Below are 24,425 nucleotides of genomic sequence, written 5' to 3'. Positions count from 1 at the left end.
CCCGGTCAGAACGAGTAGCTGGCGCTGACCACCAGATTACGCGGGTCTCCCAGGCGGATTTGCCCGGCGCTGGTGGCGGAGCTGTAGTAGGTGCGGTCGGTGATGTTGTTCAGCGCCGCGCGCACGTCCCAGTCCTTGTGGCGGTAGCCGGCCAGCGCGTCCCAGGCGCCATAGCCAGGCAGTACGGTGGTGTTCTGGTTGTCGGCAAAGCGCTGGCCAACCAGGGTCACGCCGGTTTCGGCGTACCAGCCCAGCTCGGGCTTCCAGGTGATGAACAGGCTGCCATTACGCTTGGCAACGTTGCTGACGCGGTTGCCTTCCAGGCCGTTTTTGTCCTTGACGATGCTGGGGTCCTGCAGGCCGATGCCGCCACGCACGTACCAGTTGCCGACCAGTCGGCCGGTGGCAGTCAATTCGATGCCGCGCGAGCGCTGCAGGCCGGTGAGGATGGTCAGGGTCGGGTCGTTCGGGTCAGTGGTGCGGCGGTTGTACAGTTCCAGCTCGTAGATGGCCAGGGTGGTGCTCAGGCGCTCGTCCAGCCAGTCGCTCTTGATACCGACTTCCTTCTGCCGGGTCTGTTCGGGCTCGAGTTCGTTGCCATTGCCCGAGGCGCCCGGGGTGATGCCGATCAGGCCACCGCCGACCGGGGAAAAGGTCTTGCTCCAGGAGGCGTAGAAGGCGTGATGCTGCAGCGGCGTCCAGACGATACCGGCGCGGGGGCTGAGGCCGTAGCTGCTGCGGTCTTCCTTGAGGTTGCGCAGCTTGTTGGTGGTGGCCACCTCGAATTCGTCGTAACGCAGGCCGGCCAGCAGTTGCCATTGGTCATTGATACGCAGTTGATCCTGCACGTAGAGGCCACGGCTTTCGACTTCGGTGTGGTTGTTGCTGGAAAGGGTCATGGCGCCCCGGTGGCTCTGGCTGCGATCCGGGTTGTACAGGTCGAGCGTGGGTACGGCCTGGCCCCCCTGGTTGACGGCGAGCGCGCTGTAAAGTTTCGGGTCACGACGCTGGCTGCCGATTTCCACACCGGTCAGCAGACGATGCTCGAAGCCGAAGGTGTCGACGGTGCCTTCGGCCACTAGGTTGTTGAACAGGTTCTGGGTACGCAGATCTTGCTGCCAGCGCTGCCGGGTCACGCGCTGAGTAGCGGCGTTGAAGCCGGTTAGGTAGGTGTTGTCGAAGTCGCTGTCGAGCTTGAACAGGCTGGCGGTATGGCGTAGTTGCCAGTTGTCACTCAGTTCGTAGGTGAGTCTGGAGCGCAGTGATTGCGTGGTGTCGTCGATGTAGTCGCGGTCATCGCCGTAGGTGGTGCCGCGCTTGACGTCCGCCGGGCGCCCGCCAACACCGGGAATGCCGCGATCCGGGGTGCGGTCGAAGCGGCTGTATTCGTACTGCACAAGCCAGTTCAGCTCAGGCGTCAGTTGCCAGCTCATGTACGGCGCGAACAGTTGGCGATGGCTGGAGACGCCATCACGGAAGCTGTTGCTGTCCTCGTTGCCCATGTTCAGGCGCAGGCTGATGGTGTCGGTGGGGTCGGCGCTGAGGTCGGCATACAGGCTGCGCAGGTCTTCACTGCTGCCTTGCGCCTCGAGCGTGGAGCGGCGCCCGGCTTCGGGCGCCTTGCTGATACGGTTGACGATACCGCCCTGGCTGCCACGCCCGTAGAGCACGGCTGCCGGCCCCTTGAGCACTTCGATGCGCTCGATGTTGTGCAGGTCGCGCACGTACTGGCTGTCGTCACGCACGCCGTCCAGGTAGAAGTCGTTGCTGGCATCGAAGCCACGGATGCGCAGACTGTCGAAACGGGTATCCGCCCCGCTGCTGACGTTGGGCAGGCCGCTGAGCGCCTTGCCCAGATCATTGGTGCCATAGTTCAGCACATTGCTGGTCTTCAGTGCGTCGATGGCCTGCGGCACGTCACGCACCGGGGTAGCCGTGCGGGTGGCGGTACTGACTTCCTTGACCCGTGGACTGTCGGCCTCCTCGTCGGCCTCACCGTAGACCACGGTCTCAGGCAGGTTGGCCGGTGCAGCGCAGGCAAAGCCGGTTGTCAGTAGAACGGAAAAGCCCAGCGTAATAGGGGTCAGTCGCGAAAGGAAGAACATCTCGGCACGCATCCAGTCATTAGCGAGTTATTAGCGGGCGCGCATGATAATTTTTTTCATTTAATATTTAGAAGTATTTATTTGCCCTGCATCGAGGCTCTGCCGGGACGCATGCAAAATGCGAAATATCAGTGCTTGCTGGGTACTGATGCCGACAACCTTGGCCGGCCTAGCGCTTGACGCAGGCCCACAATGCATTGCCCGATTGACCATCCCAGGGCAGTAGCCGCTGGTAGTCGTGCTCCAGCACCTGCACCTCAAAGTACGGCGCCAGCAGGCTTTGCAGCTCGGCGAAGCTCACCGCCACCATCGGGTGCTCGTCGTGCCAAACCTCGGTCTGCTCCGCCACGCTGCGCTCGATACGCAAACGCAGCGCCTGCTGCTCACCCTCCCCCTGGTAGTACCAGCCGGAGCTGAAGCGAAACTGCGCGTGCTCATGTCGTGCGCTGTGAGAGACGAATAAGGCGTTGTCGATGCGCCGCTTGTCCACGGCGTTGAAGCAGAACACCCCGCCAGCGGCCAGGGCGCCGTGCACGCTGGCGATGCAGGCCTTGAGCCGTTCGATGCTGGCGCTGTAGTGGATGGAGTAGAGAAAGCAGGTGATCAGATCCAGCGGTGCGTCGACCTCAAAGGCGCACATGTCCTGCAGGGCAAAATGCGCCTCGGGGCAGCGCTGGGCGGCGCGGTCGAGCATTGGCTGGTTGATGTCCAGGCCGCTGCTGGCATAGCCGGCATCGAGAAAGTGACGCACATGTGGGCCGGTACCGCAGGCCAGGTCGAGATGACGCCTGCCGCCATTGCCGAACAACTGCTGCACACGCTGCACGCAATGGCTTTGCGCGGCGTAGTCGATGTCCGCGCACATCAGGTCGTAATAGCCTGACAGGTCGGTGTAGAGCGCATTGCCAGGCATGTTGAACCGCCGCTGAATCGTGAGGTGCGCATCATATCCCAAGCGCCGCCAAAACGACGCGCAGCCGATGCAGACGCGCACCGGCATGCATGTACAGCGGGTCACGACTCAGCGCATGCAGCACTGCTTGTACTTCTTGCCACTGCCGCAGGTGCAGGGGTCGTTACGCCCGACTTTAGCCTCCTCGCGGCGCACCGGCAGCAGCGGGTCCAGGTTTTCCTGCCAATACTGGAAAAGCTCGACGGCGGCGGGTTCGAGCAGCGCCGTGCTGGCGTCGTATTCGGCATCGGACATGGCCTTGAGCGTCGCGCTGCCGCTTTCATCGCCATGCAGGGTGATCAGCTTCAGCGCTGCCGCCACCGACTCCGGCAGCGATGCATCGAGCCAGCCGGCCACTGCAGCGCCGCGCAGGTAACCCGCGCACCACTCCGAGACGATCAGCTTCTCGCCCTTGCCGTTGTTGTCGGCCAGGAAGATCGCTTCGTAGTCGTCCGGCTCTTCGGCGAGCATGTAGGCGGCCTCGCTCATCAGCTCGACGGCCAGCTTCATAAAACGTTCGCCATCCTTGTCGCTCGGCCATTGTGGCGGCTGATCGGCCCAGATCGCCGAGTACCACACGGCCGGCGCGACCTGGCGCGGCGCGGAGACGATAGCGGCGAAGAAGCCGTCCAGCTCGCTGGCCGAGAGGATCGAGTCATCGTTGCCGTACTTGAGCAGCCACTGATCGAGCTTCTCCAACCCTCTGTTGTCCATCGCCACGCCTCCGCCTGAAAAAGGCCGCTACTGTACCTGCATCGGCGCGTATTGCCAGCCGTCCGGCATCTGGCGAGTGCCCAGCGGGCCACAGCCCGGTACAATGCGCGCCTTGCCCGTGTGCCAGCCTGATAAAAGAAACCACCATGTCCCTGCCCAAACACCACCTGGAACTGCTCAGCCCTGCGCGTGACGTCGAAATCGCCCGCGAGGCCATCCTGCATGGCGCCGACGCCGTCTACATTGGCGGCCCGAGCTTCGGCGCGCGGCACAATGCCTGCAACGACGTGAGCGATATCGCCAGGCTGGTGGAGTTCGCCCGCCACTATCACGCGCGGGTGTTCACCACGATCAACACCATCCTGCACGACGATGAACTGGAGCCGGCGCGCGCGCTGATCCACCAGCTCTACGACGCCGGTGTGGATGCGCTGATCGTGCAGGACATGGGGGTGATGGAGCTGGATATTCCGCCGATCGAGCTGCACGCCAGCACCCAGACCGATATCCGTACGCTGGAGCGCGCCAGGTTTCTCGACCAGGCCGGCTTCTCCCAACTGGTACTGGCGCGCGAGCTGAACCTGCAGGAAATTCGCCAGATTGCCGATGCCACCGACGCGGCCATCGAGTTCTTCATCCACGGCGCGCTGTGCGTGGCCTTCTCCGGCCAGTGCAACATCTCCCACGCGCAGACCGGGCGCAGCGCCAACCGTGGCGACTGCTCGCAGGCCTGCCGCCTGCCCTACACCCTCAAGGATGAAAAAGGCGGCGTGATCGCCTACGAGAAACACCTGCTGTCGATGAAGGACAACAACCAGAGCGCCAACCTGCGTGCCTTGGTCGAGGCCGGCGTGCGCTCGTTCAAGATCGAGGGCCGCTACAAAGATGTGGCCTACGTGAAGAACATCACCGCCCATTACCGCCGCGAACTCGATGCCATTCTCGAAGACCGCCCGGATCTGGCCCGCGCCTCCAGCGGCCGTACCGCGCACTTCTTCGTGCCCGACCCGGACAAGACCTTCCACCGTGGCAGCACCGACTACTTCGTCACCGAGCGCAAGGTGGACATCGGCGCCTTCGACTCGCCGACCTTCACCGGCCTGCCGGTCGGCCATGTCGAGAAGGTCAACAAGCGCGACCTGATCGCCGTCACCGACACTCCGCTGTCCAACGGCGACGGCCTCAACGTGCTGGTCAAGCGCGAGGTGGTGGGTTTCCGCGCCAACATCTGCGAACTCAAGGGCGAGTTCGAAGAGGACGGCGAGAAGCGCTATCGCTACCGCGTAGAACCCAACGAGATGCCTGAAGGCCTGTTCCGCCTGCGCCCAAACCACCCGCTGAGCCGCAACCTCGACCACAACTGGCAACAGGCCCTGCAGCGCACCAGCGCCGAACGCCGTATCGGTGTGAGCTGGAAGGCCGTGCTGCGCGAGGATGCCCTGACGCTCACCGCCACCAGCGAAGAAGGCATCAGTGTCGAGATCGCCCTGCCCGGCCCGTTCGGCGTCGCCAACAAACCGGAACAGGCGCTCGACGGCCTGCGCGACCTGCTCACCCAGCTCGGCACCACCATCTACCACGCCCAGGGCGTGACACTGGATGCGCCGCAGGCGTTCTTCGTGCCCAACTCGCAGCTCAAGGCGCTACGCCGCGACGCCATCGAGTCGCTGACCGCAGCGCGAGTCGCTGCTCACCCACGCGGCAGCCGCAAGGCCGAAACCGATCCGGCGCCGGTGTATCCGGAGTCGCACCTGTCGTTCCTCTACAACGTCTATAACCAGAAGGCCCGCGACTTCTACCATCGCCATGGCGTGCAGCTGATCGACGCCGCCTACGAGGCCCACGAGGAAACCGGCGAAGTGCCGGTGATGATCACCAAGCACTGCCTGCGTTTCTCCTTCAACCTGTGCCCCAAGCAGGCCAAGGGCGTGACCGGCGTGCGCACCAAGGTGGCGCCGATGCAGCTGGTGCATGGCGATGAAGTGCTGACCCTGAAGTTCGACTGCAAGCCGTGCGAGATGCACGTGATCGGCAAGATGAAGGGGCACATCCTCGACCTGCCGCAGCCGGGCAGTGCCGCCACTCAGGTGGTCGGCCACATCAGCCCGGACGACCTGCTCAAGACCATTCGCCAGAAGCCGGGTTACAGCCACTGAGCCGCTGCCGCCCCACCGTGGGGCGGCGCCTGCAGCGCTGTTTGGCACAAACGGTTCGGCCGCAGCTGCCGGGCTGTGACGCGCAGCGGTGGCAAGGCCTGACCGAGCGTCAGATGTCAGCCCGTGGCCTGGCCCATATCGTCATTGCCCACCAAACAGCGCCGTCCAATAAATGCCGGCATCGCTTTGCGGATCGTTGGCATAGGCTGCGCCCAGCTCGCTGAACTCGGGGTTCATGATATTGGCGCAATGCCCGGCGCTGGCCAGCCAACCTTCGACCACCTTGGCGGTGCTATCCAGTGCAGCGGCGATGTTCTCGCCCACCTTGCCGCCCTCATAGCCGGCCAGTTCGGCGCGATCCCCAGGCGTGAGCCCATCTGGCCCCTGGTGGGCGAAGAAATTGCCGTTGGCCATGGCCCGGCTGTGGCTCTCGGCGGCACTGCCCAACTCGGCACTCCACACCAGCGGTGCGGCAGCGGCAAAGGCCTGGCCACCGCACTGACGCGCCTGTGCGCGGGCCGCATTGATCTGTTGCAGAAGACTCTCGCCCTCGGTCTGCCAGGTTTGCAGGCGCCCACTGAGCAGCGGCCGGGCCAGGACGATGCGCCAGTCACGATCCTGCTGGCTGACACCGATGTCGATGAACTGCGGATCGAGCAGCACACGACAGAAGCTCTCGCTCAACGCCTGCATGGCCGCCTCTGCGTTGCGTGGGCCAGAGAGGGTGATGGCCTGCACATTGACCAGGGGATAGCCGGCAGCGCTGAGCGAGTCCTGCAGATCGCCAGTGCCATTGGCCGGCAATATCAGGCGCGGATCGTTGCTCAGTGGCGGCAGCGGCTCGGATACCTGCACGCCACAGCGCTGCATGTCACCCCGATAGGCATTGATCGTTTCGATCAAGGCGAGATCCTCGGATGCCCGAGCAATACCCTGCCCGGCCATCATCATCAGCAGCACCAGCACCAGCACCAGCACCAGCACCAGCAGGCAACGGTAGCCGCCGCGCTTGTTCATCGTTGTCATACCGCCCTCTCCCTTTCCTTACTACCGTCGTCAATCTGACGTAATCTCCGGCACTCGATCATGCCCGGCTTATCACCCTGTCGCAGGCGCGCATGCACGGGCAGTAGCGCCGCCCGGCAGGCTTCCTGCCTGGTTTCATCCATCGCCATCCATGCCCTGCACTTGGCTCAAGCCTCATTCGAGAACACTGATGCCTGGTTACTTCGCAAAGAACGAGCAACACCGTCGCCTGGTCCTCAGGGCCCTGCTTTGGATCACCCTGGGCGGTGGTTTGTTCTTCTCGGCGGTCAATCTGTTGCACGAAAACTGGCTGCTGGCTGGCCTGGAGATCGCCTACGCCGGCGTCTCACTCTATCTGCTGAGCATTCTCGAGCGAACGCGCAACCTGCAGCTATTGACCGCCATTTACCTACTGCCGTTCTTCAGCATCATGATCGTGGCGCTGGCTCAGACCCACACCACCTTTGCCGTGTTCGCCTGGATACAGACAATTCCGATCATTTGATATCTGTTATTGGGGCTGCGCCTGGGCCTGTATGTCTCGGTTTTGTTCGTCAGCATCGGCTTGTTCGCCTTTAGCCGGCGCTACTCTTCCGAGGCGCTGCTGCAGCACGTCGAGATCATCGCCAATATCGGCCTGGCCAGTCTGGCCGTCATGATCTTCGCGCACATCTATGAACACAGCCACCTGCGCAACGAGCAGCGCCTGACCGCACAGGCCACCAGCGATGCCCTGACAGGTTTACCGAACAGACTGAAGCTCGCCGACGTCTTCGAACGTGAGCGCGCCCATGCGTTGCGCAATGGCACGCCGCTAGCGCTGGTCTTCATCGATATCGACCACTTAAAGCAGATCAATGACCGTTTCGGTCACGACGTCGGCGACCACGCCCTGGCGCACTTCGCCACGGTGCTGGCGCAGCGCTTGCGCAGCAATGACCTGTTCTGCCGCCTAGGGGGTGAGGAATTTGCCATCTTGCTGCCCGGCAGCACGGCTGCGCAGGCCTACGCGATTGCCGACAGTTTGCGCGAGCGTCTGGCCGCAGCGCCGCTGCCAGTCGAGGGCGATGCTCTGTGCATGACACTGAGTGCGGGGGTGGCGGGCTTCGGAGCGGACGGCCAGTCGCTGCATGAGCTGATGCAGGCGGCTGACCGGCGCACCTACGCGGCGAAACGGGCCAGACGCAATCAGGTCATCGCCCGGGACGATAAGCCCCAGGCCACTGCTCAGGCGTAAACGCTCAGCCCGCCCTTTTCCTGCAGCCACTGGCGGTAGGTTTCCAGCGAGTCGGTCTGCCTGTCGCCATTGTGGCCAGCGATGCGCATGCTGCCATCGAGCCCGGCGTCGACCATCTTCTGCACCTGCTGCAGCAGCGTGGCGGCATCGTCACGATCGAGCTGTGCCACGTCCGGCAGCTGGATCACCGAAGGCATGGCAGCCGGATCGCTACTGCTGCGCTGCACGGCATTGCTGCTCGCCGTCGCGCCGCCATTCATCGCACGCAACAGCCCGCCCTCACTGCGCGCGACCACCTGCTGGGCAAAACGCCGCAAATCGGCCAGCGGGTCCTGGCTCGCCTGGCTGTCGGCTTCGCCACTGGCGGCGCTGGTGCGATTGTTGAGCTGGCTGCCGTAGTAGCTGAGCATGGCGGGCATGCTGTTGTTAATGTTGGTCATGGCAATCTCCCTGTGCACCTGTACGGCCGTCAATGCAGGTTCCAGGCCAGTTGCCGCAGGCCACCGCACAGGCTCACCTAGCAGGCCGGCATTTGTACCTCTCCCGAACATGCCCGAGCCCAGGCAAGCCTCAGCGTCCGGATCATCTGCCGGCAGAGCGGCGCAAGCGTTGTGCAGCGCTGAAGCAGGTGACCGTCACGCGCCCATGACATCGTTCAGCCCTGTGCTGATAGCAATCACCGGCCCACACAGGCAAAACCTTGCCGCAACGCATCAGTTTGTCTACCGTGTTTTGCATGTCGAGACGATTGCGCTAGGCTCTGCACCTCAATTCGATAGGAGATACTCCCATGGCCCGCGCCACTGCCCGCCACATCCTGGTTGCCAGCGAAGACAAGTGCAACGAACTGAAAGCCGCCATCGAGGGCGGTGCCGATTTCGCCCAACTGGCCCGCGACAACTCCTCCTGCCCGTCCGGCCGTAGCGGCGGTGATCTGGGTTCCTTCGGCCCGGGCCAGATGGTCAAGGAATTCGACACCGTGGTGTTCAGCGCACCGGTCGGCGTGGTGCAAGGCCCGGTCAAGACTCAGTTCGGTTATCACCTGCTGGAAGTCACCAGCCGTCAGGACTGATTCTCTCGCAATGGAAGCCACCCGCCGGTGGTTTTTCCGTTGCACACGCTGTTCAGTCCCACGGCAGGGCTCTGGGTTTATGAAACGCGGTACCCGGCTCACCTTCATCCTGCTGGTATTCATATGCCTGTCGCTGGCATTGCTGACGGCCTGGCAGATCTGGTTTTCCCGCGAGCGTGCCCTGCATGAGCTGAACGTGGCCAATCTCAACCTGGCGCGTGCCCTAGACAATTACAGCGAAGGGGTGATTCGCCAATCCGAGCTGGTATTGGTGGAGCTGGCAGAACGCCTGGAGCAGGAAGGCAAGGGTCGGGCACATCTTGATCGCCTGCAGCAGGTCGTGCAGGAACAGAGCCGGGTGCTCAAACTGGCCAGCACCATCATCATCTACAACGCCAAGGGTGATCGCCTGCTGGTATCGCGGGGCGATATCAATGCGCGCCCGAACGCCGCCGATCGTGCGTTCTTCATCCATCATCGCGACAATCCCTCGCCCGAGACATTCATCGGCCCGACCATCAAGAGCCGCCTGGCGCACGGGTGGATATTCACCGTCAGCCGGCGCCTGAACGATACCGACGGCAATTTCTCCGGCGTGGTGGCCATCACGTTGAGCGTGGAGCATTTCCTCCACCTGTTCGGCAGCCTCGATCTGGGCCAGCAAGGCACGATGAACCTCTCAACCAGCGATGGCACCCTGCTGGTTCGCCAACCTTTCCGTGAACAGGATGTGGGCCTGGATTGGTCGAGCTCGCCGATCTTTCAGACATTACGCGCACAGCAACAGGCCACGACCACACAGGTCTCCCGCATCGATGGCATCGAGCGCCTGTACGCGTTCCGTCATAACAGCAACCTCCCCCTGATCACCGTGGTCGCGCTGGGCCGCGATGAGGCGCTAACGGCCTGGCGCCGTGATGCACGACTGTTCGCCACGGTGGTTCTGATTCTGCTGCTCGCCGTCGCCATCATCGGCCAGCGGCTACTTGTCGACATTCACCGTCGGTCGCGCGCCGAGCGCCAACTGCTCAGCGCCCGGGAAGAACTGCTCGACGCCAATGCCCGCCTGGAAATACTGGCTTCGCAGGACGCCCTGACGGGCCTGGCCAACCGTCGCAGCTTCGACCAGGCGCTGGAAGTGGAAATTCGCCGTGCACAGCGCCAGGGTTCAGACCTTACCCTGATGCTGCTCGATATCGACCTGTTCAAGCGCTACAACGATCACTACGGCCACCTGGCGGGTAACGAATGCCTGCGCAGCGTCGCCGACCTGCTCCAGCGCCACATGCGTCGCCCCGGCGACCTGGCGGCACGCTACGGCGGCGAAGAGCTGGCAGTGATTCTGCCGAACACCAGTAGCGAGGGCGCCGAAGCCATCGCTCTCGCGTTCATGGCAAACCTGCAGCACAGCGCACTGCCGCACGAGAACAGTCCATTCCAGAGAATTACGGTGAGCATCGGCCTGGCCAGCCTGAGCCCCGCTACCCAGGACAGCGCCACAAGCGCCCTGAGCCTGATCGACGCAGCGGACCAGGCGCTGTATCGGGCCAAGGCCAATGGTCGCAACCGCCTGGAAAGTGCAACACGCCAGGATGCAGCGGACAGGTGACAAGTCGGCCGGAGCGATTCAGCATCCCTGCTACTGTCAGCCATAAATGAGCAGTCACGATGAGCAACGACACCTCGCACCCGCTGCAAAAACTCGCCCAGACCCTGCTCGGCAAAGCCCCCCACGAACTGGAGCCGGAAGAAAGCCATGTGCTCGAACGAATCCGCCAGCGCCGCCCCATCAGCCGCGACGCTGCCGATGCGTCGGATGAGCAGTCGAGCTTCGGCGAACGGCTTTCGGACAGGGTCGCTGCCGTCGGCGGTTCTTGGACCTTCATCATCTGTTTTTCGCTGACCATGCTCGGCTGGATGCTGATCAACACCGACGTGCTCTCGCACTTCGGCATGGCCTTCGACCCTTACCCCTACATCTTTCTCAACCTGATGCTGTCGACCCTGGCCGCCATCCAGGCGCCGATCATCATGATGAGCCAGAACCGCCAGGCGGCGAAGGATCGCCTGGCCGCACGCCTGGACTTCGAGGTGAACCTGCGCGCCGAACTGGAAATCATGCGCCTGCACGAAAAGATCGATCAGCGCATCCAGCAACGCCTGGACCAGATCCTCGAACGCCTGCCGCAACAGCCCACGCGAGGCTAATGTTGCCGCCCTCAGCGCCATAAATCCGTAGGAGCCTGCTTGCCGCTGACCGGATCGCCAGCACGCTGGCGCCTACCCACGCCTCAACTCACCGGCAAGCGACAGAATCCGCAACAAGCAGGTCAAACAGCGCCTGTAGCCCGCTGCCGCCAACCATCGAGCAGGCGCCCGCCCCAGACGTTGATCAGCAGACCCACCATGACCAGCGCCGCGCCAGCCATCTCCAGGCTGCCGAGGCGCTCGCCCAGCAGCAGGGCCGAGGAGCTGATACCCACCACCGGCACCAACAGCGAGAACGGTGCCACCTGGCTGGCCGGGTAACGCGACAGCAGGCGGCTCCACAGACCGTAGCCGAGAATCGTGGCGCCGAATGCGAGGTAGGCCAGCACCAGCAGCGAGTCCAGGCCGAGGCTACGAAGCGACTGACTGATCAGCTCCGGCCCTTCCAGCCACAGTGATAACGCCAGAAATGGCAGCGGCGGTATCAGGCTGCCCCAGACCACCAGCCCAACCAGATTGACCTTGCCCAGCTTGCGCGTGACCACGTTGCCCAGCGCCCACATCGACGCCGCCGCGATGGTCAGGGCAAAACCGGCCAGGGTCATCGCCTGCCCGCCCTGCAGTCCGATCAACAGCAGGCCGCTGGCTGCCACCAGCAGGCCAAACAGGTTGCTGCCGCGCAGCCGCTCGCCGAGAAACAGCGCGGCGAAGAACAGGGTGAAGAACGCCTGCGACTGCAGCACCAGCGACGCCAGGCCAGCCGGCATGCCGACATACATGGCGTAGAAGAGAAAGGCGAACTGCCCCACTGAAATGGTCATGCCATAAGCCAGCATCCAGCGCAGCGGCACCTGCGGCCGACGCACGAAGAGAATCGCCGGAAAGGCCGCGAGCATAAAGCGCAACGCGCCCATCAGCATCGGCGGCATACCCTGTAGGCCGACCTTGATCACCACGAAGTTCAGCCCCCAGACGACGATTACCAGCAGCGCCAGCAGCAGATCCTTGGGTGTCATGGACGCAAACCTCAGGTTGAGTGAGCCGGCATTAGAGCAGCCTTCCCCTGACAGCCGACAGACACAGAGGCCGAGGAAAAAAACCACACAGCCACTGGCGGCTGCTAACCTGCGCGCCTTCGTAGCGTTACGCCAAGCCCATGACTCTGCACGATTTCCTTCTGTTCGCCTTGCCGGCAGTGTTTCTCACCGGGCTGTCCAAGGGCGGCTTCGGCGGCGCCCTGGGCGGCATTGCCGTGCCGTTACTGGCACTGGCCACGTCGCCGAAACAGGCCGTGGCGGTGATGCTGCCGATTCTCTGCCTGGCCGACGTGGTCGGGCTGAAGGCCTACTGGGGCAAGTGGGATATAGCCAACCTCAAGGTCATGCTGCCGGGCGCGGTGATCGGTATCGGCATCGGTTCGCTGACCTTCGGCTTCTTCGACGAGCGTGCCATTGGCCTGCTGATCGGCGCCATCGCCATCGTTTTCGTCGGTCTTGGGTTTCTGGCTGGCAACCAGGCACCACGTCCACTGCACAAAGGCCGTGGCACATTGCTGTCGAGCCTGGCCGGCTTCACCAGCTTCGTCGCCCACGCCGGTGGCCCACCGGTGATGATGCACCTGCTGCCGCAGCAACTGGACAAGGTGCGCTTCGTCGCCACCATCAACCTGTTCTTCCTGCTCACCAATGCCGCCAAGCTGCTGCCCTACGCAGCGCTGGGCCAGTTCACCGAGGAGAATCTGCTACTGAGCCTGATGCTCGCGCCCATCGTCCCGCTGGGCGTCTGGAGCGGCTTGTGGCTGCAATCACGCGTCAACCACCTGTGGTTCTACCGCATCGCCCGGCTGGGCATTCTGCTGGCGGGCGTGCAATTGATCTGGCGCTACCTCTGAGCCCACCGGCTGAAATTGCAGGTGCCGATAGCCGCGCAAGGCACTAGAATCCGCAGCCTATCCGATCGTCAGGCGTACCAGAGCCTGACGCCGACTCACTTCTCGGCCAGGAGACCCCAGATGGGCGCCCAGTGGAAAGCCAAACCCAAAGAAGCCGCCGCCAATGCCCGAGGCAAGATCTTCGGCAAGCTGGTGAAGGAAATCATGATCGCCGCGCGCAACGGCGCCGACCCGGACATGAACCCCAAGCTGCGCCTGGCCGTGCACCAGGCCAAGAAAGCCTCGATGCCCAAGGACACCCTCGAGCGCGCCATCAAGAAAGGCGCAGGCCTGTCCGGTGAAGTGATCAACTACGAGCGCACCCTCTACGAAGGCTTTGCCCCGCATCAGGTGCCGGTGATCGTCGAGTGCCTGACCGACAACGTCAACCGCACCGTGGCCGAGATCCGCGTGCTGTTCCGCAAGGGCCAGCTCGGTGCCTCCGGTTCGGTCAGCTGGGATTTCGACCATGTCGGCCTGATCGAGGCCAGCACCGACAGCGATGCCGACCCGGAACTGGCCGCCATCGAAGCCGGCGCCCAGGACTTCGTGCCCGATGACGAAGGCGCCACCCTGTTCATCACCGACCCGACCGACCTCGACGCCGTGTGCAAGGCGCTGCCGGAACAGGGCTTCACCGTCAACTCGGCCAAGCTCGGCTACCGTCCGAAGAATCCGGTGACCAGCCTGACGCCGGAGCAGATGGAAGAAGTCGAAGCCTTCCTCGAAGCCATCGACGGCCACGATGACGTGCAGAACGTTTACGTCGGCCTCGCTGGCTGATGTTCGCTGGGCGCCCTGATCGGGCGCCCGCTGCTTATCCCATGAACAACACCCTACAGATCGCGGCCGCCTGCCTGTTCGACGAACGCGGCCGCCTGCTGCTCGTGCGCAAGCGCAATACCCGTTTCTTCATGCTGCCTGGCGGCAAGCGCGAGCCGGGCGAAGATGCGCTGTCTGCGCTTCAGCGTGAGCTGCTCGAAGAGTTGGAGCTGCAACTGCCAGCCGGCGCACTGCAACCACTCGGCCAGTTCCAGGCGCCCGCCGCCAACGAGGCCGACACCTGGGTGCAGGCAGACATCTTTCACGCCGCCCTGCCCCACGCCGTACAACCGGCTGCCGAGCTGGAGGAACTGCGCTGGATCGATACTTCCCTGCCCCTTCCTGACGACCTGGCGCCACTTCTGCGCGATCAGGTGCTGCCGGCCCTGAAACGGCTGCCGTCTGTGTAAGAGCGTCGCTCACGGCATCAAAACCGCTCGCGGCAGTTTCTTGATCCACGACAACGCGGGTGACAGCACCAGCGATTAGGCTGCGCCGATAAACAAAACCATTCGCCTTGCCTGCAAACCCCACAGGAAACGAGGTTTGCCATGAGTATCACGTCCGCCCAGATCTGCCAGGCCGCCGACCAGTTGCAAGGTTTCGTCGGCTTCAACGCCAAGACCGGCCACTACCTGCTGCGCTTTTCAGAGGACAGCTTCGGCCTCGATGTACCGGCCGAGACCATCACGCCCACCTGCGAATATGTCTGGCAGGCCGATGACGCCGGCCTGATGCGTCTGGATCGCCAGCGCCTGGCCTGGCTGCAGGAGCAGCGCATCGATGACCGGGTCAATCTCAGCGAGCCGCTGCGCGTTTATCTGCGCCGCAGCGACCTGCCGGAAATCCGCGCCGAACGCCGCCAACTGACGCCAGCCTGAGCTGGCGTCAGCGCTGATAACCGCGCGAGAAGCGCCGCTCCAGGCGCGCCTGGATCAGTTCGAGGATGATCGACAGCACCCAGTAGATCACCGCCGCAGTGGTCAGCATCTCCAGGTAGCGATAACTGGAGCGGCCATAGGACTGAGCGAGGAACATCACCTCCCAGACGCCCATCACCGAGATCAGGGACGAGTCCTTGAGCATCGAGATGAACTGGTTGGCCGTGGGCGGGATGATGGTGCGCATGGCCTGCGGCAGGACGATGAAGAGGAAAATCTGCGCCGGTCGCATGCCCATGGCCACGGCGGCCTCGCGCTGCCCGGCCGGCACAGCGAGGATGCCGGCACGGAAAATTTCACTGAGGTAGGCACCGTAATTGAGCGACAGGGCGATGATGCCGGCGCTGATCGCCCCGGGCACCAGACCGATCTGCGGCAGGCCGAGGTAGATCAGCAGAATCTGGATCATCAACGGCGTGCCACGGAAGAACGAGGTGTAGAAGCTGGCAACGCCCACCAGCACCGCGCTGTTCGACAGGCGCGCCAACGCCGCGGCGAAGCCCAGCAGCAGCGACACCACCATCGAGCACAGGCACAGGAACAGCGTCAGCGCCGCGCCCTGCAAGAAGCCATTCGGGCCGAGCTTGAAGCCGGCCAGATAGGGAAACTTCTCCGCGATGATGGCGAACTGCAGATCGAAGCTGAGGAAAAAGCCGACGAACAGGGCGAACAACGCCAGCCAGGTCAGATACAGGCGCGAACGAAAACCGAACAGGCCAAAGCCAGCCCCGTTCTGGGTCTGGCCTTGGGTAACGTGCTGATCACTCATTTACTGATATCAGCACCGATCCACTTCTGCGACAGGCGCGTCAGGGTGCCGTCAGCTTTCAGCTCGGCGAACACTTCGCGCACCTTGGCGTTCCACTCGGCATCGCCCTTCTCGATGGCCACCGAGTTCGGCTCTTCATACAGTGGCGCACCGGCCAACTTGAAGCGGGCATCCTGCTGCAGGCGTGGCTGTGCAGTCACCAGGTTGGTCAGCACGGCATCCAGGCGTACACCGGCGCCCAGAGCCAGATCCTGGAAGGCGACGTTGTCGGTGTCATAGGGGGCAATCTGGACGAAGTCGAACGGATACTCGATCTTGCGCGACTCATCACCCTCGATCACCAGGTTCTTGTTCAGGTAGCTCTCGTAACTGGAAGCACTGGTCAGGCCAACTTTCAGGCCGTTGAGATCCTTGGCCGACTGAATGCGCTGATCCTTGGCATTGACCACGATCACCGCCGGCGAGGCGTAGTATTCCACCGGGAAGTCGAACACCTCGGCGCGCGCCTTGCTCGGCGTCATCGAGCAGATGCAGATGTCGTAACGGCCATTCCAGCGACCCGCCGCGATCACGTCCCAGGACGGCGTCTCGAAACGCACCTTGACCCCAAGCTTTTCGGCTACGGCCTTGGCCACGTCGACATCGAAGCCATCGAGCTGATTCTGCTCATTGAGGAAGGAGAACGGCGGGTAGCTCTCCATCAGGACGTTGACCATTTCCTGCTTCGACTGCACACGATCGAGAATGGCACCCGCGAAGGCTTGAGTGGTGAAGGTGGCGGCAAGCAGGCTGGCGCCGAGCAAGGTTGGCAAACGCATTGAAATACCTGAACAATAGAGAGACGAAAGGATGGCGTATTAAATAGTTATAAACGGCATCCAAGAAGTGAATTCTATTCATATTGATATAAGCGGAACGCATATGCACGACAAGCCTTTGGTTATTCTCGACGGCGGCATGGGCCGGGAACTGCAGCGCCGTGGCGCGCCCTTTCGCCAGCCGGAATGGTCGGCCCTGGCACTGACCGAAGCACCGGAGGCCGTGATTGCTGCTCATACGGCGTTCATCGAGGCTGGTGCACAGGTCATCACCAGTAACAGCTATGCCGTGGTGCCTTTTCATATCGGTGAACAGCGCTTCGCGGCCGAAGGCCAACGCCTGGCTGACACCGCTGGTCGCCTGGCTCGCCAGGCAGCCGATGCCAGCGCTCATCCGGTTCGCGTAGCCGGTTCGCTGCCGCCGCTGTTCGGCTCCTACCGGCCGGATCTGTTCCAACCGCAGCGCGTCAGTGAAATCCTCACACCGCTGCTGCAAGGCCTGGCCCCGCATGTCGACCTGTGGCTGGCCGAGACGCAGAGCTCGATCGCCGAGGTGCGCGCCACCCATGCGCTGCTGCCGCAGGACGGCAAGCCGTTCTGGGTGTCTTTCACCCTGCAGGATGATGGCGTCGACGATACGCCGCGCCTACGCTCCGGCGAGCCGCTGAGCGAAGCCGTAGAAGCCATGGCCAGCCTCGGCGTGCAGCACCTGCTGTTCAACTGCAGCCAGCCGGAAGTCATCGGTGCGGCCATCGACGTGGCACACGACACCTTCGCCCGCCTGGGCGTGGACGCCACCCTCGGCGCCTATGCCAATGCCTTCCCGCCGCAACCCAAGGACGCCAAAGCCAACGATGGCCTGGATGAGCTGCGCGAAGATCTCGATCCACCCGGCTATCTGGCCTGGGCCAGGGATTGGCGCCAGCGTGGCGCCAGCATGCTCGGTGGCTGCTGCGGCATCGGCCCGGAGCATATCGCCGAGCTGAAGCGCCATCTGCAATAGCGGAAAAACTCAGGGCACGCTGACCGCGTGCCCTGCATGCCCCTGAGTATGCCTGCCTACCGCCAACTGCCCAGTGCTTTGCGCCCCCTGGTGGACAAGTTCTACCGCGAGCATCGCTCGTCCATGCGCAGCCAGGCCGGCGATGAACTCTGGGTCGCCCAGCAAGGCAGCACAATCGTCGCCGCATTGTGCCTGCGCCCGGTCGCTGACGGGCAGTGGCTCACCGGCCTTTTCGTGGCCCCGGCGCAGCGCCGCCAGGGGCTGGCCAACGCCCTGCTGGCACACAGTCTGAAGAGCCATCCGCAGCCGATATGGCTGTTCTGTCATCCCGATCTCAGCGTCTTCTATCAACGCCAGGGCTTTCATCCCTGCACGCAGTTACCCGTTGAATTGCAACAACGCCTGGCTCGCTATCAACGCACAAAAAACCTGTTGACACTGCGCGCGCACTGAGCATTCAGACAGCACGACAAATACTGGCCATTTGCTCAAGAATGCGCTTGCCATTAGCAGTCCAAGCTCTGCATGCTTGCGTCACAACAACGAAAAGTAATGCCATGCCGACCCAGACCGCTCGCCTGCTCAAGCGCCTGCGCAATGACTTCCAGCTGTCGATCATCACCCTGATGGGCCTGTTCGGCGTCATCGGCATTTCCCCCTATGCCGTCTACCGTCTGTTGGAAGGCAATTACCTGGTCGGCATCGCCGACAGCATCATCGTCCTGTCCACGCTCTTTGCCGTGCGCTATGCCTGGCTCACCCGGGATACGGTCAAGCCTGGCATTTTCCTGGCAGCCGTGTTCTCTATCGCCGCCACGCTGATCGTCATCAATCTGGGGGTCAATGGCCTGTTCTGGATCTATCCGCTGATCCTGTTCAACTTCTTCATGGTCACCCCTGGCAAGGCCTTGCTCGCCAGCTCGCTGGTTCTGGGCAGCCTGACCAGCCATGCTTTGCTGATACCCGGCAGCGTGTTCGAAAGCCATTACCAGATGGTGTCGTTCCTGGTCACCTGCTCGATGGCAAGCGTGCTCAGCTTCATTTTCGCCTTTCGCACGCGCAACCAGCGCGACCGTCTGCAGGAGATGGTTCTGCATGATCCGCTCACCGGCGCCCGCAACCGCAGGGCCATGAACGAAGAACTGAAGATCGCCATGGCCAGCCACCGCCGCCACAGCGACAGCTACGGATTGCTGGTGATGGACCTGGATCACTTCAAACAGATCAACGACCGCTTTGGCCATCATATCGGCGACCAGGTACTGGTGGCCTTCGTCGAACTGATCATGCGCTGCTCGCGCAAGGAAGACCGCCTGTTTCGCTTCGGTGGTGAAGAATTTCTGCTTTTGCTGCCCAACACCGACACAGAGGGCCTGCGCACGGCCGCGCGGCATCTGCTGGACAGGGTCGCCAGTGAACTGCAGAGCCCGGGCGGCGCGGTCACCGTCTCCATCGGCGGCGCCATTCTGCATAGCGGCGAACATTGGGAAAGCTGGCTGCAGCGCGCCGATGAATGCCTCTACCGAGCCAAAAGCGAAGGACGTAACCGCGCCGTGATCGCCGCCAGCCTGAACCAGGCTGGCGCTGCGTCATGAGGTCTCAGCGGCTGCGTTGTTGCTGATAACTGCCACTGCCTGGCTGACGCTCGATGATCAACCCGCCCGGATACTCGATGCTCTGCCGAATCCCACCGCGCGACTCGACAGACTGGCTGCCATAGCGGCTCTCCTGACGCACAGTACCCTGCGGTAGACGCTGTCCGCCATAAAGGTTGTGCTGCTGGTAGCTCGACGACCCCGAAACGCTGCCACTGGCGCCAGGGCTGACGTACGGCTTGGGAATGACGCGAATGGTCTGCGGCTGATCGGCGAAGGCCGCAGCGGCCAATGCCGTGGCCAGAAACAACACGAGCGAGCGAACGAACATGAGCGACTCCCATCTGGGTCATGATCAGGGATCATTACACCTGCTTCGACAACACTGCGAAAGAATGTTCGGAACAGAAACGACAAAGGGTCAGCCGAAGCTGACCCTTTGATATGCATGGTGCCGGAGACAGGAATCGAACCTGCGACCTTCGCGTTACGAGTGCGCTGCTCTACCGACTGAGCTACACCGGCGGAAAACGCCGGCATTATGCGAGTTACCGCGCTCGCGCTCAAGTCGCTGCGGCGTCAGTCGCCGAGCAGCTCGATGCGGTCGTCGTGAATGCGGATCAACCCCTGCTTGTAGAGGCCGCCGATGGCTTTCTTGAAGTTGCCCTTGCTGACCCGGAAATGCTCGGCGACCAGCTCGGGCGGGCTCTTGTCGCCCAGGGCCAGTACGCCGCCGTGGGCGCGCAGGCGTTCGATGATCTGCTCGGCCAGGCCGCTGGCGGCCTCGTGGCCGATAGGCTGCAGGCTCAGGCTGATCTTGCCGTCGGCGCGCAGCTCTTTGATGTAGCCCTTCTCACGCATGCCGCTGCGGATGAACTTGAACAGCTCGTTCTTGTGGATCAGGCCCCAGTGCTTGCCATCGATGATGGCCTTGAAACCGAGGTCGGTACGCTCGACCACCAGCAGATCGACCTCCTGACCGACCTGGTAGTTGGCCGGCACCTTGTCCAGGTGGCGATCCAGGCGCGCGGTGGCCGTCAGGCGGCGGGTGCGTTTATCCAGATAGAGGTAGACCACGCAGTAATCACCGATCTGCAGCGGTCGCTTCTCTTCGGAGTGCGGCAGCAACAGATCCTTGGGCAGGCCCCAGTCGAAGAACAGGCCAACGCGGTTGATATCCACCACCTTGAGGCTGGCGAACTCGCCGAGCTGGATCTTCGGCTTGAGCGTAGTGGCGATCAGCTTGTCTTCGCTGTCGAGGTAGATGAACACATTGAGCCAGTCCTCGACCTCACTCGGCGTATCCTTGGGGATGTAGCGCTTGGGCAGAAGGATTTCACCGTCGGCACCACCGTCCAGGTACAGACCGAAGTCGGTGTGTTTGACCACCTGCAAAGAATTCATCCGTCCAATAACGGCCATCGTGTTTCACCTCGCCAAAACAGCCGGCCATTCTACCCGAGTTCAGAGGCCACCGGGCCGGCTGACGGGTGAATCGACGACCGGTCGGAAAATGCCTTAAGTATCTGGGAAACCAGGGTTAAATGGCTGCGAAAAGACCTCGGCATGCGGCCAGATCACTGATGACAGCGCGATTAGCCAAGCAGAGCGGGCCTGTTTGAGGCATAATGTCCGGCCGCCCATATGAAAGAGATCATGGTCATGGCCACCCTGCGCGTGAAGTCCTCCTCCAGCAAAGCCAGCAAGCCCGCTCCTGCCGTGGAAACCCGCGAGTCCATCGAGGCGCAGATTGCAGCCTTCCTGCAGAGCGGCGGTGAGATCCAGCAAATCGCCAAGGGCGTCAGCGGCCAGACTTACGGCGGCACTCGCCAGATCACCATCAGCAAGAAGTGATCGTTGCGGGTGCGCCATGCGCACCCGGCCCCCTCAGATGTTATTCGCTGCTCAGCCCCAGACGCAGCAACTGCCCTTTCGGCGTCTCCGTCAGCACGTAAAGATAACCGTCCGGCCCTTGCCGCACATCGCGGATGCGCGCCCGGAGTGATTCCAGCAAACGCTCCTCATGCACGATCTTGTCGCCATCGAGCTGCAGGCGAATCAGCGCCTGGCCGGCCAGCGCGCCAATGAACAGGTTGTGCTGCCAGGCCGGGAAACGCTCGCCATCATAGAACGCCATGCCGCTGATGGCCGGTGACCTCTCCCAGACGTGATAAGGCGCCTCGGTGCCTTCGAGCGTTTTACCCTTGGCCTCGGGGATGGCCAGCATCGAGTAGTTGACGCCATGCGTGGCCAGCGGCCAGCCATAGTTCTTGCCGGCTTCGGGAATGTTGATTTCATCGCCACCGCGAGGGCCATGCTCGTGAGTCCACAAACGGCCGCTCCAGGGATTGAGCGCCGCACCCTGCTGGTTGCGATGGCCGTAGGACCAGATTTCCTCGCGCGCACCGTCGCGGCTGATAAAGGGATTGTCCTCGGGGATGCGCCCGTCCGGGAAGATGCGCACCACCTTGCCCTGTAGCTTGTCGAGATCCTGCGCTGTGGGTCGGTTGTTGTTGTCGCCCAGGGCGATGAACAGGTGGCCCTCGCGGTCGAACACCAGGCGCGAACCGAAGTGCGTACCACTGGACAACTTGGGCTGCTGACGGAAGATCACCTCGAAATCCTCCAGCGCCGTGGTATCGGCCGACAGTTTGCCGCGCCCGACTGCCGTCCCGGCGCCGCCGTCGCCCTCTTCGGAGTAGGACAGATAGACCAGACGATCCTCGGCGAAATCCGGCGACAGCGCGATATCGAGCAGGCCGCCCTGCCCCACGGCGAAAACCTCAGGCACGCCGCTTATTGGCGCGGAGACCTGGCCATCGGCACTCACCCGGCGCAACGTGCCCGGGCGCTCGGTCACCAGATAGCCCTGAGCATCCGGCAAAAAGGCCACGGCCCAGGGGCTGGTCAGCCCGTCGGCGATGGTTTGCAGAGTCACCGGCCCCAACTCGGAGGTCAACTGGCGGTCTTCGGCGAAGCTGTGCTGATAACCGAACAGGGCGATCAGACCAAGGGCTGCGAGAGGTTTCAGGCGCGGCATCGTGGCATCTCCATGGATCAGACAAGCCGCCATGGTGCAATAACGGCCGGGCGCTGACAGCCCTGCAACAGTTTCCTCAGGTTTCAGTCTGAGCGATAACGCTGTTGGATACGCTGGTACTCGCCACTTTCTCTGAGCATGCGCAGCCCTTCATCGAAACGCTGACGCTGGTCGTCGCGCCGAAAGCCTACGCGGTAAGACGTTGGTGCAAAGAGTTCGAACCAGGCCAGCGGCTGGCTGACGTCGACCTGATCGTCCACATCACGATTGAGGTATTGAATGATCCTCTTGTCACCCACCACCAAATCGATGCGCCCGCTATACAGCAGGCGGTTACGGTTGATCTGCAACGCCTCTTCGCGATAACGCGGATTGTTCATGGCCATCTGCTCGAACTCCGGGCCGAGCAGGAAACGGGCACGCTGGAAAGCACTCACGGAGTACTGGCCAAGGTCGGCGACACGCTCGATGCGATAGCCACGCCCGGCCAGTGCCACGACCGCATTGTGGTAGTGGATATAGACGTCGGAGTAAAAGGCCTCTACCCCGCTGCGCTCATGGGTGGTGGCAATCGCATCGATGTCGCCACGCCGCAACATCAGGTGCAGCCGTTCCAGTGGGGCGTAATAGGCAGTCACGGCGAAACCGGCATTACGCGCAGCGCGCTCGACGATGTCGTATTCCAGGCCACGCGGTTCGCCCTCGAACACATAAGGTGGCTTGTGCGTACCGAAACCGACATGCAGCACCTCTGCCACTGCGGTCGCGCTCAAGCATGCCACCATGCATCCCAGCCACCATCTGACCATTGTTTACTCCATTATCGAACCCAGCAGAGCATAGACGCCTGTACGCCTTCATCACCAGAGTGGATGCCGGTCGATTCATTCCGCTTTGCCCTATCGCGGCTAGACTGGCTGCACGCATTTTGCGCCCGACTTCAGGAGATCAGAGCATGCTCAAAGCCGAATATCAGCAACGTGGCCCGGTGCCACAGGACGTGATCAGCGCAGTGCCCCTGCACCTGCCCGAGCCTGCCGCCGGACAGGTACGGGTCAAGGTTCTGGCTGCGCCGATCAACCCCTCCGACGTGCTGACCCTGACCGGCGCCTACGGCATGCTGCCACCGCTACCGGCGGTGGGTGGCAATGAAGGTGTCGGCAAGGTCGAGGCACTCGGCGAAGGTGTCGGCAACTTCAAGGTCGGCCAAACCGTGCTACTGCCAGTCGGCTGCGGCACCTGGGTAAGCGCCATGAACGCGCCGGCAGACAAGCTCATCCCGCTGCCGGACGCCGATCCACAACAGTTGGCCATGCTCACCGTCAACCCGCCGACCGCTTCGCTGCTGCTCAGTGAATTCGTCGACCTCAAGCCGGGCGACTGGGTGATCCAGAACGCCGCCAACTCAGGCGTTGGCAGCTACCTGATCCAACTGGCCAAGCTGCGCGGTTTCAAGACCATCAACGTGGTACGCCGCGAGTCGGCTGTCGCTGCAGTTGAAGCCGAAGGTGGCGACGTGGTGCTGGTGGACGGCCCGGATCTGGCCAAGCGCGTGCGTGCAGCCATTGGCGGCGCCGAAGTGCGCCTGGGTATCGATGCGGTCGGCGGCGTCAGTACCGACAACCTGGCGGCTGTACTGGCCAACGGCGGTGTACTGGTGAACTACGGCATGATGAGCGGCCAGGCCTGCCAGGTGTCGCCGGCCTCCTTCGTGTTCCGTGACGTGACCCTGCGCGGCTTCTGGCTGGCCAAGTGGTTCCAGCAGGCCAGCCCGGCGCAACAGATGAAGGTGTTCGGCGAGCTGGTGCAACTGATCGCCAGTGGCAAGCTCAAGACCCGTGTTGCGGCCACCTATGACCTGGCACACATCAAGGACGCTGTCGCCGCGGCGGCCAGCGGCGAGCGCGACGGCAAGATCCTCCTGGTGCCCTGATCGTCTGCCGCTCACCTTCGCCATCACGCAACCAGCAGGCCTCAACGAGCAAAGCCGAGGCAAGCCGAGAACGTCACTCAATCCATTGGCTCTGGTACCTTCGA

General features: G+C 62.8%; 26 protein-coding genes, 1 tRNA gene and 1 pseudogene. 15 read left to right on the top strand and 13 right to left on the bottom strand.

Going from position 1 to position 24,425, the window contains the following annotated elements; genetic code table 11:
• Positions 1–5: 5 nt before the first annotated feature.
• From J7655_RS06825 to J7655_RS06815, 3 genes are all read right to left on the bottom strand, one after another.
• Positions 6–2,105: a TonB-dependent receptor gene (locus J7655_RS06825; RefSeq protein ID WP_230927122.1), complete on the bottom strand. Its 2,100-nt coding sequence runs from the start codon at positions 2,103–2,105 to the stop codon at positions 6–8.
• A 169-nt stretch (positions 2,106–2,274) separates the two neighbouring features.
• Positions 2,275–3,018, bottom strand: coding sequence for a class I SAM-dependent DNA methyltransferase (locus tag J7655_RS06820; protein WP_230927121.1), 744 nt, complete (start codon positions 3,016–3,018; stop codon positions 2,275–2,277).
• Between the two features lie 108 nt (positions 3,019–3,126).
• Positions 3,127–3,771, bottom strand: a complete 645-nt coding sequence (locus J7655_RS06815) for a YecA/YgfB family protein (protein WP_230927120.1) — start codon at positions 3,769–3,771, stop codon at positions 3,127–3,129.
• Positions 3,772–3,917: 146 nt separating this feature from the next.
• Between J7655_RS06815 and J7655_RS06810 the strand changes: the two genes are divergently transcribed.
• Entirely contained in the window at positions 3,918–5,927 is a 2,010-nt protein-coding gene (locus J7655_RS06810; RefSeq protein WP_230927119.1) for a peptidase U32 family protein, read from the top strand.
• Positions 5,928–6,068: 141 nt separating this feature from the next.
• Here J7655_RS06810 and J7655_RS06805 read toward each other — a convergent pair whose 3' ends face one another.
• Positions 6,069–6,878: a CAP domain-containing protein gene (locus tag J7655_RS06805; protein WP_230927686.1), complete on the bottom strand. Its 810-nt coding sequence runs from the start codon at positions 6,876–6,878 to the stop codon at positions 6,069–6,071.
• Positions 6,879–7,104: 226 nt separating this feature from the next.
• Here J7655_RS06805 and J7655_RS20845 point away from each other — a divergent pair.
• Both J7655_RS20845 and J7655_RS06795 read left to right on the top strand, forming a co-directional pair.
• Positions 7,105–7,650: pseudogene (locus J7655_RS20845) on the top strand (GGDEF domain-containing protein); the annotation flags it as partial.
• Positions 7,624–8,190 carry a GGDEF domain-containing protein gene (locus tag J7655_RS06795; protein WP_420850934.1) on the top strand — a complete coding sequence of 189 codons (567 nt, stop codon included), beginning with the start codon at positions 7,624–7,626 and terminating at the stop codon, positions 8,188–8,190. The pseudogene J7655_RS20845 and the gene J7655_RS06795, both read left to right, overlap by 27 nt.
• On the opposite strand, the gene J7655_RS06790 is transcribed toward J7655_RS06795, so the two are convergent.
• Positions 8,181–8,630, bottom strand: a complete 450-nt coding sequence (locus J7655_RS06790) for a hypothetical protein (protein WP_230927116.1) — start codon at positions 8,628–8,630, stop codon at positions 8,181–8,183. The two genes, J7655_RS06795 and J7655_RS06790, sit on opposite strands and share 10 nt — an antisense overlap.
• A 350-nt stretch (positions 8,631–8,980) precedes the next feature.
• Here J7655_RS06790 and J7655_RS06785 point away from each other — a divergent pair, with 350 nt between their 5' ends.
• The 3 genes from J7655_RS06785 (at position 8,981) to J7655_RS06775 (ending at position 11,470) form a co-directional block, all read left to right on the top strand.
• Positions 8,981–9,262, top strand: coding sequence for a peptidylprolyl isomerase (locus J7655_RS06785; RefSeq protein WP_024309017.1), 282 nt, complete (start codon positions 8,981–8,983; stop codon positions 9,260–9,262).
• Positions 9,263–9,341: 79 nt separating this feature from the next.
• A complete protein-coding gene (locus J7655_RS06780) occupies positions 9,342–10,871 on the top strand; it encodes a GGDEF domain-containing protein (RefSeq protein WP_230927115.1) in 1,530 nt (509 codons plus the stop codon).
• Positions 10,872–10,930: 59 nt separating this feature from the next.
• A complete protein-coding gene (locus tag J7655_RS06775; protein WP_230927114.1) occupies positions 10,931–11,470 on the top strand; it encodes a DUF1003 domain-containing protein in 540 nt (179 codons plus the stop codon).
• A 122-nt stretch (positions 11,471–11,592) separates the two neighbouring features.
• On the opposite strand, the gene J7655_RS06770 is transcribed toward J7655_RS06775, so the two are convergent.
• Entirely contained in the window at positions 11,593–12,486 is an 894-nt protein-coding gene (locus J7655_RS06770; RefSeq protein WP_230927113.1) for an EamA family transporter, read from the bottom strand.
• A gap of 140 nt (positions 12,487–12,626) precedes the next feature.
• Between J7655_RS06770 and J7655_RS06765 the strand changes: the two genes are divergently transcribed.
• The 4 genes from J7655_RS06765 (at position 12,627) to J7655_RS06750 (ending at position 15,103) form a co-directional block, all read left to right on the top strand.
• Positions 12,627–13,361, top strand: a complete 735-nt coding sequence (locus J7655_RS06765) for a sulfite exporter TauE/SafE family protein (protein ID WP_230927112.1) — start codon at positions 12,627–12,629, stop codon at positions 13,359–13,361.
• A gap of 120 nt (positions 13,362–13,481) precedes the next feature.
• Positions 13,482–14,183, top strand: a complete 702-nt coding sequence (locus tag J7655_RS06760) for a YebC/PmpR family DNA-binding transcriptional regulator (protein WP_230927111.1) — start codon at positions 13,482–13,484, stop codon at positions 14,181–14,183.
• Positions 14,184–14,224: 41 nt separating this feature from the next.
• Positions 14,225–14,632, top strand: a complete 408-nt coding sequence (locus J7655_RS06755) for an NUDIX hydrolase (protein WP_230927110.1) — start codon at positions 14,225–14,227, stop codon at positions 14,630–14,632.
• Positions 14,633–14,773: 141 nt separating this feature from the next.
• Positions 14,774–15,103, top strand: coding sequence for a DUF2025 family protein (locus J7655_RS06750; protein ID WP_230927109.1), 330 nt, complete (start codon positions 14,774–14,776; stop codon positions 15,101–15,103).
• Positions 15,104–15,110: 7 nt separating this feature from the next.
• Here J7655_RS06750 and J7655_RS06745 read toward each other — a convergent pair whose 3' ends face one another.
• Together J7655_RS06745 and J7655_RS06740 are read right to left on the bottom strand one after the other, a co-directional pair.
• Positions 15,111–15,932, bottom strand: a complete 822-nt coding sequence (locus tag J7655_RS06745; RefSeq protein ID WP_230927108.1) for an amino acid ABC transporter permease — start codon at positions 15,930–15,932, stop codon at positions 15,111–15,113.
• Positions 15,929–16,750, bottom strand: a complete 822-nt coding sequence (locus tag J7655_RS06740) for an ABC transporter substrate-binding protein (RefSeq protein WP_230927107.1) — start codon at positions 16,748–16,750, stop codon at positions 15,929–15,931. Before J7655_RS06740 ends, J7655_RS06745 begins: the two co-directional genes overlap by 4 nt.
• Before the next feature lie 103 nt (positions 16,751–16,853).
• Between J7655_RS06740 and J7655_RS06735 the strand changes: the two genes are divergently transcribed.
• From J7655_RS06735 to J7655_RS06725, 3 genes are all read left to right on the top strand, one after another.
• Positions 16,854–17,753, top strand: coding sequence for a homocysteine S-methyltransferase family protein (locus J7655_RS06735; protein ID WP_230927106.1), 900 nt, complete (start codon positions 16,854–16,856; stop codon positions 17,751–17,753).
• Positions 17,754–17,789: 36 nt separating this feature from the next.
• Positions 17,790–18,206: a GNAT family N-acetyltransferase gene (locus J7655_RS06730; RefSeq protein WP_420850915.1), complete on the top strand. Its 417-nt coding sequence runs from the start codon at positions 17,790–17,792 to the stop codon at positions 18,204–18,206.
• A gap of 104 nt (positions 18,207–18,310) precedes the next feature.
• Positions 18,311–19,348, top strand: coding sequence for a GGDEF domain-containing protein (locus J7655_RS06725; RefSeq protein ID WP_230927105.1), 1,038 nt, complete (start codon positions 18,311–18,313; stop codon positions 19,346–19,348).
• 4 nt (positions 19,349–19,352) lie between these two features.
• Here J7655_RS06725 and J7655_RS06720 read toward each other — a convergent pair whose 3' ends face one another.
• From J7655_RS06720 to J7655_RS06710, 3 genes are all read right to left on the bottom strand, one after another.
• Positions 19,353–19,679 carry a hypothetical protein gene (locus J7655_RS06720; protein ID WP_230927104.1) on the bottom strand — a complete coding sequence of 109 codons (327 nt, stop codon included), beginning with the start codon at positions 19,677–19,679 and terminating at the stop codon, positions 19,353–19,355.
• Positions 19,680–19,797: 118 nt separating this feature from the next.
• A tRNA-Thr gene (locus J7655_RS06715) sits at positions 19,798–19,873 on the bottom strand.
• 54 nt (positions 19,874–19,927) lie between these two features.
• Positions 19,928–20,770, bottom strand: a complete 843-nt coding sequence (locus tag J7655_RS06710) for a CvfB family protein (RefSeq protein ID WP_230927103.1) — start codon at positions 20,768–20,770, stop codon at positions 19,928–19,930.
• A gap of 240 nt (positions 20,771–21,010) precedes the next feature.
• Here J7655_RS06710 and J7655_RS06705 point away from each other — a divergent pair, with 240 nt between their 5' ends.
• Positions 21,011–21,202, top strand: a complete 192-nt coding sequence (locus J7655_RS06705) for a hypothetical protein (RefSeq protein ID WP_230927684.1) — start codon at positions 21,011–21,013, stop codon at positions 21,200–21,202.
• 40 nt (positions 21,203–21,242) lie between these two features.
• On the opposite strand, the gene J7655_RS06700 is transcribed toward J7655_RS06705, so the two are convergent.
• Positions 21,243–22,388 (bottom strand): PQQ-dependent sugar dehydrogenase, encoded by a 1,146-nt coding sequence (locus tag J7655_RS06700; protein WP_230927102.1) that lies wholly within the window; start codon positions 22,386–22,388, stop codon positions 21,243–21,245.
• A gap of 83 nt (positions 22,389–22,471) precedes the next feature.
• Positions 22,472–23,173 (bottom strand): substrate-binding periplasmic protein, encoded by a 702-nt coding sequence (locus J7655_RS06695; protein ID WP_338052717.1) that lies wholly within the window; start codon positions 23,171–23,173, stop codon positions 22,472–22,474.
• Positions 23,174–23,343: 170 nt separating this feature from the next.
• Here J7655_RS06695 and J7655_RS06690 point away from each other — a divergent pair, with 170 nt between their 5' ends.
• A complete protein-coding gene (locus tag J7655_RS06690; RefSeq protein ID WP_230927101.1) occupies positions 23,344–24,321 on the top strand; it encodes a zinc-dependent alcohol dehydrogenase family protein in 978 nt (325 codons plus the stop codon).
• Positions 24,322–24,425: the final 104 nt, after the last annotated feature.

The sequence above is a fragment of the Pseudomonas wenzhouensis genome (genome assembly GCF_021029445.1).
GTDB classification, from domain to species: domain Bacteria; phylum Pseudomonadota; class Gammaproteobacteria; order Pseudomonadales; family Pseudomonadaceae; genus Aquipseudomonas; species Aquipseudomonas wenzhouensis.
This window is presented reverse-complemented; position numbering and strand designations above follow the sequence as displayed.